Origin of the sequence: Lishizhenia tianjinensis, assembly GCF_900116425.1 — a bacterium.
GTDB classification, from domain to species: Bacteria; Bacteroidota; Bacteroidia; order Flavobacteriales_D; family Crocinitomicaceae; genus Lishizhenia; species Lishizhenia tianjinensis.
The window spans coordinates 107268-125549 of record NZ_FPAS01000003.1 but is presented as its reverse complement, the minus strand read 5'-3'; the positions used below and the strand labels follow the sequence as shown (position 1 = coordinate 125549).

18 protein-coding genes and 1 pseudogene are annotated in these 18282 nt (G+C 38.5%); 2 read left to right on the top strand and 17 right to left on the bottom strand.

All coding sequences use genetic code 11. The features are described 5' to 3' along the window. Nucleotides 1-50: 50 nt before the first annotated feature. Entirely contained in the window at nucleotides 51-860 is an 810-nt protein-coding gene (gene murQ, locus BM327_RS10305; protein ID WP_090249888.1) for an N-acetylmuramic acid 6-phosphate etherase, read from the top strand. Nucleotides 861-863: 3 nt separating this feature from the next. On the opposite strand, the gene BM327_RS10300 is transcribed toward murQ, so the two are convergent. The 13 genes and pseudogenes from BM327_RS10300 to BM327_RS10240 form a co-directional block, all read right to left on the bottom strand. After that, nucleotides 864-1778: a ribonuclease Z gene (locus tag BM327_RS10300; protein ID WP_090249140.1), complete on the bottom strand. Its 915-nt coding sequence runs from the start codon at nucleotides 1776-1778 to the stop codon at nucleotides 864-866. Between the two features lie 4 nt (nucleotides 1779-1782). Next, nucleotides 1783-2124, bottom strand: a complete 342-nt coding sequence (locus tag BM327_RS10295) for an STAS domain-containing protein (protein ID WP_090249138.1) — start codon at nucleotides 2122-2124, stop codon at nucleotides 1783-1785. Nucleotides 2125-2181: 57 nt separating this feature from the next. Beyond that, a complete protein-coding gene (locus BM327_RS10290) occupies nucleotides 2182-3111 on the bottom strand; it encodes an aspartate carbamoyltransferase catalytic subunit (RefSeq protein WP_090249135.1) in 930 nt (309 codons plus the stop codon). Then, nucleotides 3104-3652 carry a bifunctional pyr operon transcriptional regulator/uracil phosphoribosyltransferase PyrR gene (pyrR, locus tag BM327_RS10285; RefSeq protein WP_090249133.1) on the bottom strand — a complete coding sequence of 183 codons (549 nt, stop codon included), beginning with the start codon at nucleotides 3650-3652 and terminating at the stop codon, nucleotides 3104-3106. The genes BM327_RS10290 and pyrR overlap by 8 nt, the downstream gene beginning before the upstream one ends. A 123-nt stretch (nucleotides 3653-3775) precedes the next feature. Next, a pseudogene (locus tag BM327_RS10280) lies at nucleotides 3776-5062 on the bottom strand (MFS transporter); the annotation flags it as partial. 237 nt (nucleotides 5063-5299) lie between these two features. Next, nucleotides 5300-5869 (bottom strand): Maf family nucleotide pyrophosphatase, encoded by a 570-nt coding sequence (locus BM327_RS10275; protein WP_170853735.1) that lies wholly within the window; start codon nucleotides 5867-5869, stop codon nucleotides 5300-5302. A 2-nt stretch (nucleotides 5870-5871) separates the two neighbouring features. Continuing rightward, nucleotides 5872-6816, bottom strand: a complete 945-nt coding sequence (locus BM327_RS10270) for a geranylgeranylglycerol-phosphate geranylgeranyltransferase (RefSeq protein ID WP_090249131.1) — start codon at nucleotides 6814-6816, stop codon at nucleotides 5872-5874. Continuing rightward, nucleotides 6816-8804, bottom strand: coding sequence for an OmpA family protein (locus tag BM327_RS10265; protein ID WP_090249129.1), 1989 nt, complete (start codon nucleotides 8802-8804; stop codon nucleotides 6816-6818). Before BM327_RS10265 ends, BM327_RS10270 begins: the two co-directional genes overlap by 1 nt. A gap of 5 nt (nucleotides 8805-8809) precedes the next feature. Beyond that, nucleotides 8810-9418: a 7-carboxy-7-deazaguanine synthase QueE gene (locus BM327_RS10260; RefSeq protein WP_244526212.1), complete on the bottom strand. Its 609-nt coding sequence runs from the start codon at nucleotides 9416-9418 to the stop codon at nucleotides 8810-8812. Nucleotides 9419-9668: 250 nt separating this feature from the next. Continuing rightward, nucleotides 9669-10517, bottom strand: a complete 849-nt coding sequence (locus tag BM327_RS10255; protein WP_090249127.1) for a hypothetical protein — start codon at nucleotides 10515-10517, stop codon at nucleotides 9669-9671. Between the two features lie 60 nt (nucleotides 10518-10577). After that, a complete protein-coding gene (locus tag BM327_RS10250; RefSeq protein WP_090249125.1) occupies nucleotides 10578-10898 on the bottom strand; it encodes a hypothetical protein in 321 nt (106 codons plus the stop codon). A 190-nt stretch (nucleotides 10899-11088) separates the two neighbouring features. Then, nucleotides 11089-11556: a hypothetical protein gene (locus tag BM327_RS10245; protein ID WP_090249123.1), complete on the bottom strand. Its 468-nt coding sequence runs from the start codon at nucleotides 11554-11556 to the stop codon at nucleotides 11089-11091. 80 nt (nucleotides 11557-11636) lie between these two features. Further along, nucleotides 11637-12104, bottom strand: a complete 468-nt coding sequence (locus tag BM327_RS10240) for a hypothetical protein (RefSeq protein ID WP_090249121.1) — start codon at nucleotides 12102-12104, stop codon at nucleotides 11637-11639. A gap of 199 nt (nucleotides 12105-12303) precedes the next feature. Here BM327_RS10240 and BM327_RS10235 point away from each other — a divergent pair, with 199 nt between their 5' ends. After that, entirely contained in the window at nucleotides 12304-14214 is a 1911-nt protein-coding gene (locus tag BM327_RS10235; RefSeq protein ID WP_090249119.1) for an acetate--CoA ligase, read from the top strand. 50 nt (nucleotides 14215-14264) lie between these two features. Here BM327_RS10235 and BM327_RS10230 read toward each other — a convergent pair whose 3' ends face one another. From BM327_RS10230 to BM327_RS10215, 4 genes are all read right to left on the bottom strand, one after another. After that, complete coding sequence (locus BM327_RS10230) at nucleotides 14265-14993, bottom strand: sulfite exporter TauE/SafE family protein (RefSeq protein WP_090249117.1); 729 nt, start codon at nucleotides 14991-14993, stop codon at nucleotides 14265-14267. Nucleotides 14994-15088: 95 nt separating this feature from the next. Beyond that, nucleotides 15089-15994, bottom strand: coding sequence for a hypothetical protein (locus BM327_RS10225; protein ID WP_090249116.1), 906 nt, complete (start codon nucleotides 15992-15994; stop codon nucleotides 15089-15091). Between the two features lie 201 nt (nucleotides 15995-16195). Beyond that, the gene (locus BM327_RS10220) at nucleotides 16196-17038 is read right to left on the bottom strand and encodes a hypothetical protein (RefSeq protein ID WP_139230333.1); all 843 of its coding nucleotides are present in this window, start codon (nucleotides 17036-17038) and stop codon (nucleotides 16196-16198) included. Nucleotides 17039-17053: 15 nt separating this feature from the next. Then, nucleotides 17054-18193: a sensor histidine kinase gene (locus BM327_RS10215; protein ID WP_090249112.1), complete on the bottom strand. Its 1140-nt coding sequence runs from the start codon at nucleotides 18191-18193 to the stop codon at nucleotides 17054-17056. Between the last annotated feature and the right edge of the window lie 89 nt (nucleotides 18194-18282).

Below are 18282 nucleotides of genomic sequence, written 5' to 3'. Positions count from 1 at the left end.
ACAAATTTGACATGACCGGAACTTTTGTAAATTGGCCCAAAATTCAAGGTATGAGCAAGATTACAGAAAGCGATAGTTTGTACAACGATTTGGAGAAAATGAGCACTTCAGAATTGTTGGTGAACATGAATAAGGAAGACCAAAAAGTTGCTTTGGCAGTAGAAAAGGTGATTCCAGAAATTTCTGAATTTGTAGAGTCTTGTGCCGAGAAGATGAAAGCAGGAGGGAGGTTGTTTTACATCGGTGCCGGAACCAGTGGTCGTTTAGGTGTGGTAGATGCTTCTGAATGTCCGCCAACCTTTGGTGTTGATTTCAATACGGTAATCGGAATTATTGCTGGTGGAGATACTGCCATTCGAAAAGCAGTAGAGTTTGCCGAAGACGATGTAAATCAAGCATGGAAAGACTTGAAAGAATACAAGTTTACGGCACAAGATACTTTGGTAGGAATTGCCGCTTCAGGTTCTACACCTTATGTGATAGGTGGTTTGAAAGCTGCTAATGAAATAGGAGCAGTAACCGGAGCGATTACCTGTAATCCAGGAAGCAAAATGGCTGAGATAGCCCAACATGCTATGGTGCCAGTGGTTGGACCAGAATTCGTAACAGGGAGTACGCGTATGAAATCTGGAACGGCTCAAAAATTAGTCTTGAATATGATTTCTACAAGCGTGATGATTAAATTGGGTCACGTTAAAGGAAACAAAATGGTGGACATGCAATTGAGCAACGATAAGTTAGTAGATAGAGGAGCGCGTATGGTCTCTAACAACTTGAATATAGCTTACGATGCAGCGAAAGAATTATTGTTGAAACATGGTTCTGTACGTAAAGCTACTGAGGCGGGAAAAGCTGAGTAAATTCTAGTAGATGATGAAGTTATCTCCATCATTTACCACTTGCGTGTTTTCAAAAATGGCTTGCGTTTCAGCTTCATGTTTTTCTACGGTTTTGTAACGTGCAGACAAGTGACCCACAATTAATTTTCTTACTTCGGCCATTTTGGCAATCGTAGCAGCTTGTTCGGTTGTAGAATGTTTGGTTGCTTTGGCACGTTCTATTTTATCTTTGGTGAAAGTCGCCTCATGATACAATAAATCGACCCCTTTAATCAATGGAACTATATCTTCTTTGTAGGCTGTATCTGAGCAAAAAGCATAGGCTCTTGTGCGTTTTGGAGGAAGGGTAACGTCTTCAGCTCTAACGATAGTTCCATCTTCTTTTTCTACATCTTTTCCTTGTCGAAGTTTAGGAATATAGGCTACACTCAGGCCTGTTTTATCAAACTCTTCTTTGATCAAGTTTCTTTCTTTTGGTTTCTCTTTAATTAAAAAACCTGTAGTTGGGACCTTGTGTTTTAAAGGAATAGAACGAATCTCTATTAATTTATCTTCGAAAAGGAGTTCTGATTCTTTGGGATTGGTGGTGACGAATTTAACGTTGAAATTCAAGTGAGCTCCACCTATTTCTAGTTGTTGTCTGATGAGTTTTTCCAATCCTTCCGGACCGTAAATCGTCAATCCTTCATTTCTCCCCAACAGTTGTAAGGTAGATAAATAGCCTACTAAACCAAAGAAATGGTCTCCGTGTAGGTGGCTAATACAAATATGACTGATTTTTTGTAAGCGAACCTTGTATTTACGCATTTGTAGCTGCGTACCTTCTCCACAATCAATTAAAATGTGGCGTTCGTTGCAGTTTACATAGTGTGAAGTTGCGCCTCTTTCAAGGGTAGGAACGGCTGCTCCTGAGCCTAAAACAGTTACTTCAAAACGCATAGGCTTATGCGTTTATCTTAATTTGAGCTTCTGGTAAATCTTCAACAATGGTAAATACTCTGTCTAATTGAGCGATAGAAATCATCTTCATTACCGCTTCATTTAAACCACAAAGGATGAATTTTCCACTTCCATTTTTACACAATCTATTCGCTGTAAGAATAGCAGTTAAACCTGAAGAATCACAGTATTTTGTAGCGCTTAAATCAATAATCATGTTGTTGACACTGTCGTTATTGATTTTTACCAATACGCTTTTCAACTCGGGCGCATTGCTGGCATTCAACTTATCTACCTTAGCGGTAATTACGGAATAGTTATCAAAATCTGCAGTTTCGAAGTTCATATGTGTTTTAGCTTTCGGTAAATGTAATAATTTTCTTAATTAGTAAAGAGGCTATTCTTAACGTTCAATTTTCGAGGCCAATAAATAGATTACAGCCATACGAACAGCAACACCATTTTCTACCTGGTTTAAGATGATAGATTGCTTGCTGTCTGCAACGTCTGATGTGATTTCAACTCCTCTGTTGATAGGACCAGGGTGCATCACAACGATCTCCTTTGAAAGAGAATCCAACAGCTCCTTGTTCAATCCAAACAACATAGAGTATTCTCTTAATGAAGGGAAATATTTAATGTCCTGTCTTTCTAATTGTATACGCAACATGTTGGCAACATCACACCATTCTAAAGCTTTGCGCAAGTTGTGCTCTACTTTTACACCTAATTCTCCAATGTATTTTGGGATAAGGGTTGTAGGACCACAAACCATAACTTCAGCACCTTGCTTTTGCAGGGCGTAGATGTTAGACAAAGCAACACGCGAATGTAAAATATCTCCAACGATAACTACTTTTTTACCCGCAACACTTCCTAGTTTTTCTCGAATAGAGTAAGAATCTAATAAAGCTTGTGTTGGGTGCTCGTGTGTTCCGTCACCGGCATTAACTACACGTGCATTGATTCTTTCTGATAAGAATTTGGCAGCTCCCGGGTTGGGGTGACGCATCACAACCATGTCTACTTTCATCGACAAAATGTTGTTTACCGTATCTACCAAAGTTTCACCCTTCTTTACAGAAGAGGATGCTGCACTAAAGTTCACTACATCCGCAGATAATCTTTTCTCCGCCAACTCAAAAGAAAGACGCGTACGCGTTGAGTTTTCAAAAAATAAATTGGCAATCGTAATATCTCTTAATGAAGGAACTTTTTTGATCGGTCTGTTGATCACTTCCTTAAAACTATCCGCCGTTTCGAATATGATTTCAATGTCACGAGGGGTTAAGTCTTTTATTCCAGTAAGATGGTCTACACTAAGATTATCCATTATTGTTCGGTGTATATAGTACTACTTTGTCTTCTCCTTCTATCTCTTTCCATTCAACAGAAACACGCTCAGAAATAAGTGTGTCAACCGTTTTACCTACATAGTCAGCCTGTATAGGTAAGTGACGTTTAAATCTTCTGTCAACTAATGTAAGCAGTTCAACTTCACTTGGTCTACCAAAAGCCAAAAGGGCATCTAAACCAGATCTGATCGTTCTTCCTGTGTACAAAACATCATCAATCAATACGATGCGTTTGTTTTCTATTGAGAAGTCGATATTGGTAGCACTTGGGATGGGAGGTCTTTCTCTTCTTCTAAAGTCATCTCGGTAAAAAGTGATGTCCAACGTTCCACAGGCAATAGAATGACCTGTGATGTTTTCCAACATCGCCTTTAATCTATCCAGAACTTTTACGCCTCTTGGCTGAAGTCCAATTAATACAGAATTTGAGAAATCGTTATGACTTTCAATGAGTTGATAACAAAGTCTGTTAAGCGTTAATTCGAAATGCTTAGAATTGAGAATGACTTGCTTTTCCATTGGGGACAAATATAGTTTATTCGCTCCAAAAATGAGTTCAATTTTATTTAAAAATTTGACCAACGACCGAGGTCGTTTATTTAAAAATTTAAAAAATAGAAGAAGAAGTAAATTTCAGAGCCCTTAAGCTTCCTTCTCTTTCTGTGGAACAAAAAACAAAAATATCATACCCAAGGCAAAGAAGATGGTAATAGAGATCACAGAGTCTCTTAAATCTCCCGTGATTCCATACACCAATCCCCAAAAGAAAGTCCCCAGTACAATTCCAATTTTTTCTGTAGAATCATAAAAAGAAAAGTAAGAAGCATGGTCTTTTGTTTCAGGTAAAAACTTGGAATAAGTAGAACGTGCCAAGGCTTGCACACCTCCCATAACTAATCCAACTCCTGCTGCTAGTAAGTAGAATTCTACCGGTGTGGTAATGAAGTAAGCCACTACACAAAGTACAAACCATAGTGCAACCACTATTTTTAAAGTGTTGATGTTTCCTAAAAGACCAGAAGCGCGAGACATTACAAAAGCTCCAACAGCGGCCAAGATTTGTATCAATAAAATAGAAACAATGAGTCCTGTGTCTCCACCGCCTGGACCCCATTCAATTTCTTCTTTGGCAAAATAAACGGCCATTAACATTACTGTTTGTACACCTGTGTTGAAAAAGAAGAAAGACATCAAAAATCTTTTCAAACGTTTGGTCTTTCTAAACTCTTGAAAAACAACTTTTAATTCTTGAAAACCTTTCCAGATATATCCTTTTTCTTTCTTGCGGTTGTAAACGTTTAAAGGCAAGGCTTTAAAGGTAATTTGACTAAATCCTAACCACCAAATACCCACGCCGATGAAAGAATATTCTACCCTCCACCAAGAAGCAATGGATACATTGTAGAGTCCATTCGTCTCATCAGAAGACATGATCATGTACAAAGAAAGTATCAGCAAAATCATGGCACCAAAGTAACCCATGGAGAAACCTCGAGCTGAGATTTTATCGTGGTCTTTTGGCTCTGCAATTTCAGGCAAATAAGCGTTGTAGAATACCAAAGAGTTCCAGAAACCTATGCTTGCTAGGAAGATGGAAATCATTCCTAACGAAATATTTTGGTTAAAAAAGTAGAGGCCCATACATGCAAAAGACCCCAAGTAACAGAAGAATTGTAAGAAACGTTTTTTGCTCCCTACTACATCGGCAATTCCTGAAAGTAGGGGAGATAACACAGAAACAACCAAGAAAGAGAAGCTCAAAATGTAGGTAATCAACAATTGATTTTCCACATCCATTCCAAAGAAATCAACCATTACTTTTTCTCCAGGTAACAATTCATCTCTTTCCGGAAAGCGTTCCAAATATGTATTCTTGGTTACGTTGCTATAGAAAATAGGGAAAATCGCACTTGAGATTACTAAGTTGTAAACAGAGTTGGCCTAATCGTAAAACACCCAACCGCGTATGGTTTTCTTATCTCCTTTTTGCATATACTAGATTTATAAGGGGGTAAATATAAGAGTTTTGAGTTTGAGTTTTGAGTAAGGAGGAGAGAAGTGAGTGTGGAAGAGGTGTAAAATTTTAAAGTTGCAACTTAGGTTCTCGAGCGGCAGCCGAGAGACAAATCTTTCAAATTACAACAAACGATAACAATCCTTTCTAACTTAAAACTTCTTCAACTCTGCCCAAACTCTGGCAATGGGTAAACCTACTACGTTGTAGTAAGAACCTTCTATTTTTTGTACGCCTATCTGACCTATCCATTCTTGGATACCGTAAGCTCCTGCCTTGTCCAAAGGTTGGAATTTTTCAACGTAATAATTGATTTCTTCTTCGGTGAGTTCGTTAAAGAAAACACGCGTGCTCACACTAAAGCTTATTTGTTTGTCCTTACTACTCAAACAAACTCCGGTAACCACTTCGTGGTTGTTGTTGCTCAAGGAAGCGATCATCGCTTTGGCTTCGTTCAAATCTTTGGGTTTGCCTAAAACAGTATTGTTAATGATAACGGTAGTGTCTGAGGTCAGTAAAACTTCACCATCTTGCAAAGTTTCCAAAAGTGGAGTAGACTTTAATTTACTTAAAAACTCCGCTACCTCATGCGCCGGTAAATCTTTTGGGTAAATTTCTTCAACTTCTTTTGTTCTTACTTCAAAGTCTAATCCCAAACCGCTAATTAACTGTTGACGACGAGGAGATTTTGAACCTATGATTATTTTGATGTTGTTGCGCATAACTAGGCAATAATTAACCAATAAAATGGAGTAAGTAAACCAGAAATCATGGCTACTTTAATTAATAAATGAGTGGTGTGGTAGTTGGCTTTCTGACTCGATTTCCACAACCAAATTATACTCAATATCACAAAGAAAGCAGATATTAAAAGTGGAATAACATCTATAAATTTGATTTGAATATCCGCTAATATGAAATAAAGTGCGCACGAGAAAAATGCAGGAATCAGCAAGATAACCGTACTAATGATCTTCGTCTTTTTTGTTGAAACTGTAAGGGGAAGGGTATGTGCATGTAGCTCTTTATCTCCTTCTTTGTCTTCAATATCTTTGATGATTTCTCGTGCTAAATTCAAGAAAAAAGCAAAGAAACCTAGTGTCAAAGCCATATATAGAATCAAGTAATGTGTATCTCCCAAAGGTTCAAAAGGGTAGATGAAAGGATGGTTGCCAGTTAACTGATGTTGGTAGAATATCCCCACTAAAAACGGTACTAGGGCTGTTAAAAGCGCAATCAAAACATTACCCAAAACTTTGGTGCGTTTAAAATAACTTGAGTAAAACCAAAGGATGTTGATGCTCACCAAATGAATAAAAACATACCAAAATGACTGAAAGTAAATACTCAAATAAACTGCAATGGCAAAAGCGATTACATTAATCACCCAGTGTGAAACGATGGCCCACCTTCTTTTGATGTGTTTATCTATGATCAAACGTTCTGGACGGTTAATTCTGTCGGCCACCACATCGAAATAATCATTGATGATGTTACCTGCACCTGCAATTAAAACTGTTGAAACAACGAGTAAAATAAAGGTGTGACTAAACATCAAGCTCTCGCCTTCATAACGCGTAAAATAGGCGTCGAAATAAGCGGCTAAAGCAAACATGGTTGCCACTATAATCAGCAAGTTAATCGGACGTAATAGCTTAATGAAGTGCATTATTTTATGATTTTATATTCCGTTCTTCTGTTTTGTTGGTGGGCAGCTTCTTTCTCCTTATCTGTTGCTAATTTAGCAATTTCCTCATCAGAGATTTTTGGCTGTGTTTCACCGTAGCCTTTAAACTTTAGGCGTTCTGCTGCTATACCTTTGTCTACTAAATAATCGTAAACAGCTTGCGCTCTACCTTCTGATAGTTTTTGGTTGTCGGCAGCATCACCTCGTGTATCTGTATGACCGCCAATTTCTATTTTCAAACTTGTGTTTTCTGCCAACAACTTGTATAATTTGTCTAACTCTGTAAATGATTCTTTCCTCAACGTAGTTTTGTTCAAATCAAAGAATACATTCTCTAATTCAACAATGGCATTTTCTTGCGCCAAGGGGTGCATAGGAACATCCATGTGTACACCTTCATTGTCCTCACCAGAGGTCATATCAAAGCTTTTAGAAAAGAAAGCATAACCCGGGTAACTCACATTCAATGCGTATTTTCTGTTGGTAGGTAGGGCCACCAAGAATTCTCCTGTAACCTTATCCGCCTCTGCTGTAATTACCACTTCATCATTGGCTATATCTATTAACTCAAATTTTCCTGGTAAAGGATTTCTGGTAGAAGCATCGTACACAAATCCATCAAAATACAAGGTTTTGGTAGGTCTCAACTCTTCTGGCATTTCAAAGTAATAGATGTCTAAGCCACCTTGTCCACCGTCGCGATCGGATGCAAAAAAGGCAATCTCACCATCTGCACTTACCAATAATGAGTTTTCATTGGCTTTTGTGTTGATAGGGTAGCCTAAGTTTACAGGATCTCCCCACGTTCCATCAGGATTCTTTTTGGACATGAAAATATCAGATCCCCCTAGACCTGTGTGACCATTTGAAGCAAAATAAAGCGTCTGACCATCTGGGTGTATCAAAACCGACGTTTCTTGGAAAGGGGTGTTGATGTTTTCCGGCAATCGTTCTGCTTTCGACCAATATCCCTTATCATCTTTGTAGGTAACATAGATGTCAGAATTTGCCTCGTATCCATGTCCGGTTCTTCTTACAAAATAGAGCGTTTTTCCATCCGAAGATAAAGAAGGTTGCGACTCCCAATTTGATGTGTTCGCATAACCGGGAAGGTTAATCGGGTCCACCCAACGACTCCCAATTTTCTTGGTGTAGAACATATCACATCTACCATAACCTTTTTTGGTCGGACCATAATCCTTAATTCCGGCTGGAGATTCACAGGCTACAAAGACCAAAGACTTTCCATCAGAAGATAGGGTAGGAGCCCCTTCATTCAGTGGAGAATTAATATTGGGAGGCATAGCTGTTGCCATTTGCCAAATAAACTTATCGCTCAATTCAGAAACAAAGAAATCTTCCTGAAATCCCATCATGTTGTTGGCCGGAATTTTACGAGTGAACAACATCACTTTACCATCTACGGTAATCGTTGGGAAATATTCATCGTATTCAGTATTTATTCCCGGACCTATATTAATCGGCGTAATGGCACGTGCATTTTCTATGGCTTCTATAGAGAATTTTGCCGATTTCTGTAATTCGTAGGCCTCTTGCATCACGGCATCGGCCACAGTTCTGCGCGGGTAATTAATCACCATGTCTGTGTATTTCACCGCATCCTCGTAATTTCCTAAAGCAAATTGCTTCTGGGCTATAGATATGTAAAGCGTACCGTTAAAGTTTTGCGCGGGGTTAATGCGCAACAATTCTTTTTCGTGGTATACAGATTTTTCAAATTCACCTTGGTCGGCGTAAATCTGACTAATTAAATCGTGCGCCTCCAAAAAGTTCGGATCCCTTTCCAAGGCATCGTTCAAAATTTCAATTTTTTCTGCATCAGGAGCAGTTCTGGCTTTTTCAAAAAGTTTTACCGCTTTTTTATCCTTACTGCTGTATTGCATTTGTGCCGTTCCACACGCTGCTGTAAAGGCAAAAAGCAAGGTGAGTATTAAAAAGTTTTTAAGCATACATTTTAAGGTATTTGCATGTATTTATGCGTTTGTAAAGAAATTCTCCACTGCGGATTTTCCTTCACGTAATCTATAATCAAAGGCAACATTTTCGCCTCTTTGCTCCATTCGGGTTGTAAGTACAATTTGCAAGCATCATTTACTTTAGCAGCATGGTCTTCGGCCCATTGAAAATCAGATTTATTAAAAATCACAACCTTCAATTCTTTGGCTTTTGCGTAAGCATCTTCCACGGGAGCTTTGAATTTTTTTGGAGAAAAACAGTACCAATCGATGTCTCCTTTCAGAGGGTAACACCCAGAGGTTTCTATGGCAACTTCTATTCCAAGTTTGTGCAATTCATCAACAAAATAGCTTAAGTCGTACATCGCAGGCTCTCCACCTGTAATAACCACAAAGTCTGTTTTGGTTGCAGTAATTTTTTCAAGCAAGGCAGCAACGGGAGTTTCAGGATGTTTTTCCGCATCCCAACTTTCCTTCACATCGCACCAAACACAACCTACATCACAACCACCCAAACGCACAAAGTAAGCTGCTCTACCACTGTAAGAACCCTCACCTTGTATGGTGTAAAACTCTTCCATCACCGGAAAACTTTTAACTACTTCCATCTCTTGTTTTTGCATCCTTCAAAAATAGAAATAATCCCTAGTTGTTTAGGTGAAATCCCAACATTTAATGCAGGGGTATTTATTAAGTGTATCCGTATTTTTTGGCCGCTAATCTGGCTATCCTTCCTAGTCCTCGCCCTTCCACCTTTTCAAAAAGCAAGCATTGCTCAGCTTCTTTAAGTCGCTGGCACCACTTGTTTTTCAAAGGTCTCATTGCTGTGGGCTATCCATACTATCCAGGCGGAAGAGATTATTCTAGAGTTCTAATTTTAACTTCAAATTGGTTTTCAAGCGTTTCAATTTCTGCGTCGCCCTGTAAGCGTTTCAATATTTGAGTAAGATCTTCGGTATTCATACTTTTTATGCTGTAAATCCAATATAGCTCAGCGTTAACTTTCAATGAGTATCTAAACTTGTAATGGTCTAAATCGTCTAGGACTCCCTCACATCGCGAATCGGTTGGTCTTATGTATGTAGGTAGAAAGGGTGGCGCCACGAAGGTAGAACTTATATTTCCTTCTTCTCTGAAGGGTCCTTTGTAATGTGCAGAAATTAGAATTAAGGTAGTATCATTTAATAATTGAAGGTAACGAATACATGCTTCGGGCAATACTTTGTTTTTGCTATTAAAAACTGTATCACCAACCTTGACGGTCATATTGCCAACAGAATAGTTCATTCCTGTAAAGGGTGATTCAATAGGTTGGTGAACCCATATCCTATTAATTATACCCTTTAAAGTATCCCCATGCTCAGCATTACCTAAATTCAGTAAAGGAACAGGGTAGGGTTCTACGATAAATGTATAGGATAAAGTATCCGTTCTATCGTTTGTGTTTTCAACAATAAAATCTACCGTAACCCGACCAGTTTTTTTGGGTCTAACATAAACTGTGTTTTTTCCAAATTGATAGATAGTGTCGCAATCACTACAAATTACCTTCCCTAACTTTTGAATTCCTTCTGTTCCACCAACCGTAACGTGATTGTCTATCTTTGCAAAAAGTTTTCTTTCCTGATTAATCGTAAAACTCAATTCGTTCTGGGCCGAAGTATTAAGCGTAATAATTAAGACGAGTAGGGGGATTAGTGATTTCATCCTGTTGTTTTCTTAGGGTTAAAATTAACTTTTCAATTAAGAAATTGAAGTTGGGAACGTCTAAAATCTATACCCGGCCCCAATATAAACTCCTTCGGGATAAGAAAATCCAGTCCTGAATAGAAAGCGTTTTTGAGGTTTTTGAAAACGATATCCTAGCGATGCTGAAAGAGGAATCGCACCTTGTAGATCTCCCAGGATGAAATAATCAAGTCCGCCACCACATTCTATTTTGTGCTTTACACCACCCCCGTACCACCCAAGGTTGCCGATTACATGCATTCCTCCTCTCCCAAATACGGCGTAATAACCCAAGCCAGCCTTAAGATAGGTTCTGGAGTTTCCTCTTGTCCTTAACGTGGATTCATAGTATGCTGTCATGCTTGAGATAACGCGGACACCTGCACTTAAATTAGCATACAAAGCACGGGGTTGAAAAATAGAGTCTCTGCGTGTTTGTATAGAGCTTTGTGAAAAGCAAAAAGTATAAAATACCGAGAGTATAACACAAACTATAGTCTTCATGCTTCAAGTAATTTCTCTATAATTTACAACATTTTGTTCCTTCCTCCTAAAAGCAGGTTCCAATTCCAACATAGACGCCTTCTGGATAAGAAATTCCCGTTCTAAGTAAAAATATACCCTGTGGTTTTTGAAACCTGTAGCCCAGGTTTGCGCCCAGTGGGATCTCTTCAATAAGTGCATCCCCAAAAAAGAAATTTGCACCTATGCTAGCTTCTAAATGGTGATTTTTTGCCCCCGTTAAAAGTCCTACGTGTCCCAATAAATAGCTCCCTGTTCCATGTACGGTGTAATATCCTCCATATCCTATTTTACCCAAAGTTTTGATTTTATCATTCGCGGTTAAGCAGTGTTCAAAATAGGAGTTGGCGGTAGCGTACTTTCCTCCATATCCCAAAGATCCATACAAGGCATTGGAATAGTATTCTTGGGCAATGGCTTGCTTTTCGGGAATTTGTGTATTTCCTTGAAGGGGTAAAAAGCAAAGGCTAAGTAGAAGTGAAATAAAATTTTTCATAGCTAATGTTATTATACATGAAAAACACAATCAGGGGATGTTTAGAATTTCTAGGAAGATTACCGGATGGTTAGCTTTGCTTAAAAACTAAAGCCTAAACCTAAGTACACAGCCTCCGGAAAAGAAACACCTGTTCTAAATATGAATAACCCATCTGGTTTTTGAAACCTATAGCCCATTGTTCCTGACAAAGGATAGTCTCCTTGAAGGTCTCCAGTGAAAAAGCGGTTGTAACCGGCACTTAATTCCAGGTGATTGTTATTCGCACCTGTTAACAATCCCAAATGCCCCATACCATAGACACCACCTATCCCCCAAAGGGCATAACCACCAACACCCACTTTTGCAAAGGTTCTTAACCTTCCATTATAGCTCAAGGTTCTTTCGTAAAAACCGGTTGCTGTAAAGTAGAGTCCGCCAATGCCAAGGGACCCGTAAACGGCATTGGGGTAATAGTCTTTTACGATTATTTCTTGTTCTCTTTCCTGACTAAAATTAAGGGGACTTATGAGTAATAAGCTTAATAAGAGTGTTGCTTTGTTTTTCATCTTATCGATTTTTTTTCAGTAAGAACAGCGGTGATTGTTGACATCCTCCTGTTCTTCCTTTTTTTACAATTTACGAAAAAGAAAAGGATAGGATAATCTTCCAGAAGTGATTTTTATCAATCGGAGTCAACTCGATTTCTGTTATCTTGAGAAGCATTGGATACGGCTAAATATTCAATGGCTACAACACTATAAAACAATGATAAAGACCATGCAGAAAAGCTATACTGATGCGCATAGATATAGTATAGAAAACCCAGAAGGATTTTGGAAAGAACAGGCAGATGAAATACACTGGTTTAAAAAACCTTCCATCATCAAAGGTAAAGACCCCTTGAAAAATGAGTGGTTCGTTGATGGGAAATTAAACCTCTCTTATTTGTGCATAGATAAACACATAGAGGATGGGTTTGGAAGTCAGACCGCTATAGTATATGATTCTCCTGTTACGGACACCAGAAGAGAGATCAGTTATAACGAGTTACACGATGAGGTGAGTAGACTTGCTGGCGGACTTCTTTCTTTAGGAATCAAAAAAGGAGATACCGTAATTGTTTACATGCCCATGATACCTCAGGCCGTGTATGCCATGTTAGCCTGTGCCCGTATAGGCGCCATTCATTCTGTTGTTTTTGGTGGTTTTGCTCCGCACGAATTAGCTATACGTATTAACGATTGTAAACCCAAGGCCATCATTTGCGCTTCTAATGGAATTGAAATCGACAAGGTGATTCCTTACAAGGAGTTTGTGGATAAGGCCATAGATGTTGCAGAACACAAGCCAAGTAACGTGGTGATATTCGACAGGGGGGATGTGTATTACAGTAGATCAGACAGAGATATAGATTACAGAGAATTGGTGGAGAAATCTCAAGCTGCTGAAGTTGTTCCGGTGGAGGGCAATCATCCTTCTTACATCTTGTATACTTCGGGAACAACTGGTACACCTAAAGGAATAATAAGAGATACGGGAGGTTATGCTACGGCTTTGAAATTCTCTATGACAAATATTTATGCCGTAGAACCTGGAGAATGTTTCTGGGCAGCCAGTGATGTTGGATGGGTGGTTGGACATAGTTATATAGTATATGCGCCTTTAATTAACCGCAGTACGACCATCGTTTTTGAAGGAAAGCCCATCAAAACACCGGATGCTTCAACGTTTTGGCGCATCATAGAAGAAAACAAAGTAAAAACGATGTTTACAGCACCTACGGCTATACGCGCTATTCGTAAAGAAGACCCAAAAGGGGAGTTTATCCAAAAGTATGATCTTTCTCATTTTAAATATTTCTTTCTTGCGGGCGAGCGATGTGATGCGGCCACTTTACATTGGTTAAAGGCGCAATTGGGAATTCCTGTTATTGATCATTGGTGGCAAACAGAATCGGGGTGGCCCATGTTGGCGAATATGGCTGGTTTGGAATTGTTTGATGTGAAGCCGGGCTCTGCTAGTTTTCCAGTGTGTGGTTATGATATTCAAATTTTAAATGCTGAAGGAGAAGCGTTGGGTGCCAATGAAGAAGGCTACGTGGCTGTGAAATTACCCTTGCCTCCAGGTAATTTGGTAAGTTTATGGCAAAATCCAACCCGTTATCAAAAAGGTTACTTAGAGCGTTTCCCAGGATATTATTTCTCAGGAGATGGTGGATACAAAGATGAAGATGGATATTTCTTTATCACCGGTAGGGTAGACGATGTAATTAATGTTGCGGGGCACCGCTTGTCTACAGCAGAAATGGAAGAAATTGTGGCCAAACATCCCGCTATAGCCGAATGTGCCGTGGTCGGAATTCACTCAGATTTAAAAGGACAAGAGCCCTTGGGATTAATTGTTTTGCAATCTAATGTAACAGAGAGTGCGGAGGAAATTTCTAAGGCTATTATTAACGAAGTGCGCAAGGAAATAGGTCCTGTAGCTAGCTTTAAAAAAGTTGTGCACGTTCAACGTTTACCAAAAACGAGATCGGGAAAAACCTTGCGTAAGTTGTTGCGCCAAATTGCCGATTCTGATCAATACAACATTCCATCTACCATAGATAATATAGATGTGATAGGTGAAATAGAAATGACTTTTGAAGAAAATAAGGTAGGACGTTTTAAGTCCTAGATTAATAGATGATAAGAGAAAGTCCCGGCACTATGTTGGGACTTTTTCTATTAAAGATGAATTTGTATCAAGGTAATGATACCTATAATTAGTACAAAACTTAATGAAAGTATTCTAAACCTATTTTGAGGAATATAGTTCAAAATGCGTTTGCCTAAATAGGAGCCGAGAACACCAATAATGAATAAAAAAGGAATGTATTTTAAATCGTGTTGGTGTATGTATCCATTTCCCCAGTAAACAAAGGTTCGGGTGAAATCTATCATAAAATCAATAAAAGCGGAGGTGGCGATGAATACACTTTTCTCCAAATTAAAGGCTGCCATGGTTAATCCTCTTATGGCTCCACCTGTACCGAGAAGGCCTGCTGAAAGTCCAGAAAAGCTACCCCCGATCAGAGCATTCTTTTTATTGGCGGCAATGGCAAAATTGCGTTTAATAATGAAAAACAAACTAAAGGCTACCAAGAAAATACCCAGTACAATTTGTAGGTAATTGGAGGCGACATATTTGGAAAGTACTCCTCCTAAAATCACGAAAATTACAGACGGTACACCTATGTTAATGAGTAGTTTTTTATCCAATCCCTTTCTAAAAAGAAAGATTTTGCTCACATTACTAGATAGATGAAAAAGAGCAGTTAAGCCTAAAACAGAGTGGTAATCAAAATAGAAATTTCCTAAAGGGACAAAAAACACAGAAGACCCAAAACCACCTATGGTTCCTATTATTTCTGCCAATAAGGCCAGAATTAAAAAAATGAAATTAAGGTCTTTCATAGCATTGGTTCTGCCTCCTAAAGATACATGAAAGAAAGCAGCGAAAAATGATAAGCGTCAATATTCATGGCAATAAATTGCGATATTCAATTGATTTAGTGAGGAGCTTTGAATTTAGCAATGAGATTAAGCGAAAAAGTGTTGAAAGGGAAGTCTTTTATTCCTTTTTGATAACGAAAGGAGTAATTTATCCTGCCCTTGAAATTTGTACGAAAACTAGCCCTGAATACAAGGGGACTGTCGCCATTCTTTAAGTAACCGTGATAACCTGCCAATGAAGAAAATAAGGTGAAGTGGTCTGTTGCTAATTTAGCACCTAGTCCGTACAACAGTGCGTCATTTTGTGGTTGTGTAAACCCGCGCATTTGCCACACGTAAAAACCACCCATTAAATAGGGCCTTAAGGTGATGTTTTTGGATGCATTTAGCGTATAGTTTTTACCGAAGGATAGGTCCATATAATAGGCGGGAGCATCTGTGAAGCGGGCGTCAGAAAATTTGTTGCCCGAAGCCGTTTTTAAATTGATGGAGAGCATAATATCGGGTAGTGTTTTATGGTTTTCCACGACTTGCACAAATGTGCTGATGTAGAAATCTCCAACGGCATATCCTTTTCCTGATCTATTTCTAGCGGCTCTAAAATCTCTAGTGATGGTGTCGGTTTGGTAGAATTCTATGGGTACTATTTGTAGTTGCAATCCAACTTTAGGGGTGTAGAGTGGAAGGTAGAGTGAAGTATTGGGGTTTTGGGTTTTATCTCCCGGAGAAAAGTGTAGATCTGTTCCTACTTTTAATTCTGTTTTTTTGCGTGTTGTTCCCTGGTTTACTTCAGGTACTGGTAGTGCATTTGGCCCCATGTGAGCAGTGTTGGTGGTGATGTAATTGGTCCATGGAGTATGGCCGTCCCAGTTATGGGTTTCATTCCACCACGTATAGTCTTGGGCCTTTAAAGTAAAGCAAAGGAGCAAGGTGTACACTCCTAAAATAATTCGTTTGAACATGCAGCAAGTTAATTTCTGTCACAAATTTACTATAATGAAAAGGAAGAGCAAAAGTAAAATTCAAACCGGGATAGGATGAAAAGTGAGGGCAGGGAAAATGTAAGGTATAAGGAGGAGGGAAAAAGCGACCAAAGAAGCTTGTGAACGACCCTTATACTACTTTTTACCCACTGAACTTGTAAGGATAGCCCAGCCGTTTGCCTAATAAACTTTATACAAAATGAGTTCTTGAGCAGTACAAGAAACGATTTCGTAGCTAGTGGTTATTTGTAGGTTTAAATTTTCTTGGGCTCGGTAATAATGGAGGTAAGTTTTCTCCTTTCTTTGTTCTAACATGTAAGGGTGTGAGAGAAATACTCCATCCATAATTCCAGAAAAATTAGATGTATGAGTTACAAATGTCTCAGCGATTTTTGCTTTGGATGGGTTTATTTCCAACGTCAATGTATTTTGCTTACAGTTGGGTGGAGTACTTGGTGTAAAGTAAATAGTGTCCTTGTTTTTGGGATGGTTATCAAGACAAGTGAACCAAGTTTTGGTTAATTGAGTTTGTAGAGATTGATGTGCTTTTCTTTTGTAGGTTAGAATAATTTTAAAAGAATTGTTTCCTAAAGGTGTAGGGTCAAAGAGGTAGTAGGATAAAACAAGTTGATCTGTTGTACAAAGCAAAATTTCGAAGTTGGCTTCTTCTACACGAGAAGAATTTTTGTTTTTTCTTCTGTGAGTTTGCCATGAATAAAGGGTTAGCGCATTATGAGAAATTTCGTAGGTAAAGCTTTTGGTGGAAGGTGTGTAAAATCTTCGTGGTTCTGTTTTTTGAAGGATTATGGAGTCTGGGGTAAAGGCAATTTCTGAAAGGAAAGGTGGAAAATAATGCGTGCTGTCTTCTTCAAAACTTGTAATGCGTTGATGGTCTAAATACCAATCACCAATGAGAAGGGTGTCTACTGAATATACCGTGGATGAGTCTTGTGCCTTAACCATATTCGGGCTAAATATCAATAGTAAAACTAATAGTAGAAGAAGGTTGGGTTTGAATTTCATCTTTAAGTTTTAGGATTAAACAGGTATACTAAAATAAAAACTACTTCCTTCATTTTCTTTCGATTCTACCCATATTTCGCCTTGATGTAGTTGAACGATCTTTTTACAATGTGCCAAACCAATTCCCGTTCCTTCGTAATGTGATTTGGAATGCAATCTTTTGAAAAGAGCAAAAATTTCATGCTGATGTTTGGGTGGAATTCCTATGCCATTGTCTGCGATGGAAAAAATCCATTGTCCCTCTTTTTGTTCGGCACTAATGTTTATCTCTGAGGTGATATCTGCTTTGCGAAATTTAATAGCATTACTGATGAGGTTTTGAAATAACAGTCGTAATTCTACTTCTAAACCCTCTATGGTTGGTAGCTCTCCGTAGGAAATTTGAACAGCTTTTTGCGTTACAGAACCGTTTAGATCTGTGAGTATACTTTGGATGAGCTGCGCTGTATTAACCGCTGTTAATTGCCTGTTTTGCCCCAATTTACTGTAGTCTAAAATCCCGTCAATGATTTCTCTCATTCGATTGCTTGAGCTTTGAAGATAGTTTAAGAATTGATCTGATTTTTCATCGATTTCTATTCCCAAATGTTTTTTCAGCAGGGTAACTAAACTCGTAATGGTAAAAAGTGGTTCTTTTAAATCGTGCGATGCGATGTAGGCGAAGTTCTCCAGTTCAACATTTTTTGCAAGTAGTTCTTGTGTTTTTTCATGCACCGTGCGTTCTAAAAAGGCATTGAATTCTTGCTGTTTTTGTATCGCTTTTATTTTATAATCTGTGTTTTGAATGAAGACATGTATGATGGGCTTGCCTTCTAAAATGTATTTACAAGGCGTAGCTTCGGCATGGAAAGTAGTACCATCTTTTCGCTGAAAGACGGTTTGTACCGTTAGTTTATTTTCAGTTTCCATCTCTTTTAAAACGGCATTGGAATGTTGTAGTTCTTCAGCTGTGTGTAAATCAAAAACTTTGATGGCTTTGAACTCCTCTTTTGTATATCCAAATTCTGTGCAAGCACTTTCATTTACTCGTATGATGTTCATTTCCATATCGTGAATTAATATGGGAAGAACTGCGAGATCAAACATTTGTTTGAAAATATCACCTTTTTCATCTAAGGTTTTGAAATCGACGAACAGATTCTGGACATTTTCCATGTAATGTAATATTGGTTTCGGGTATTTTAGCTGCTTAAGATAGCTATTATTAGGTGGAGCGCATCTATATATTAATAACAAGTTTCAAT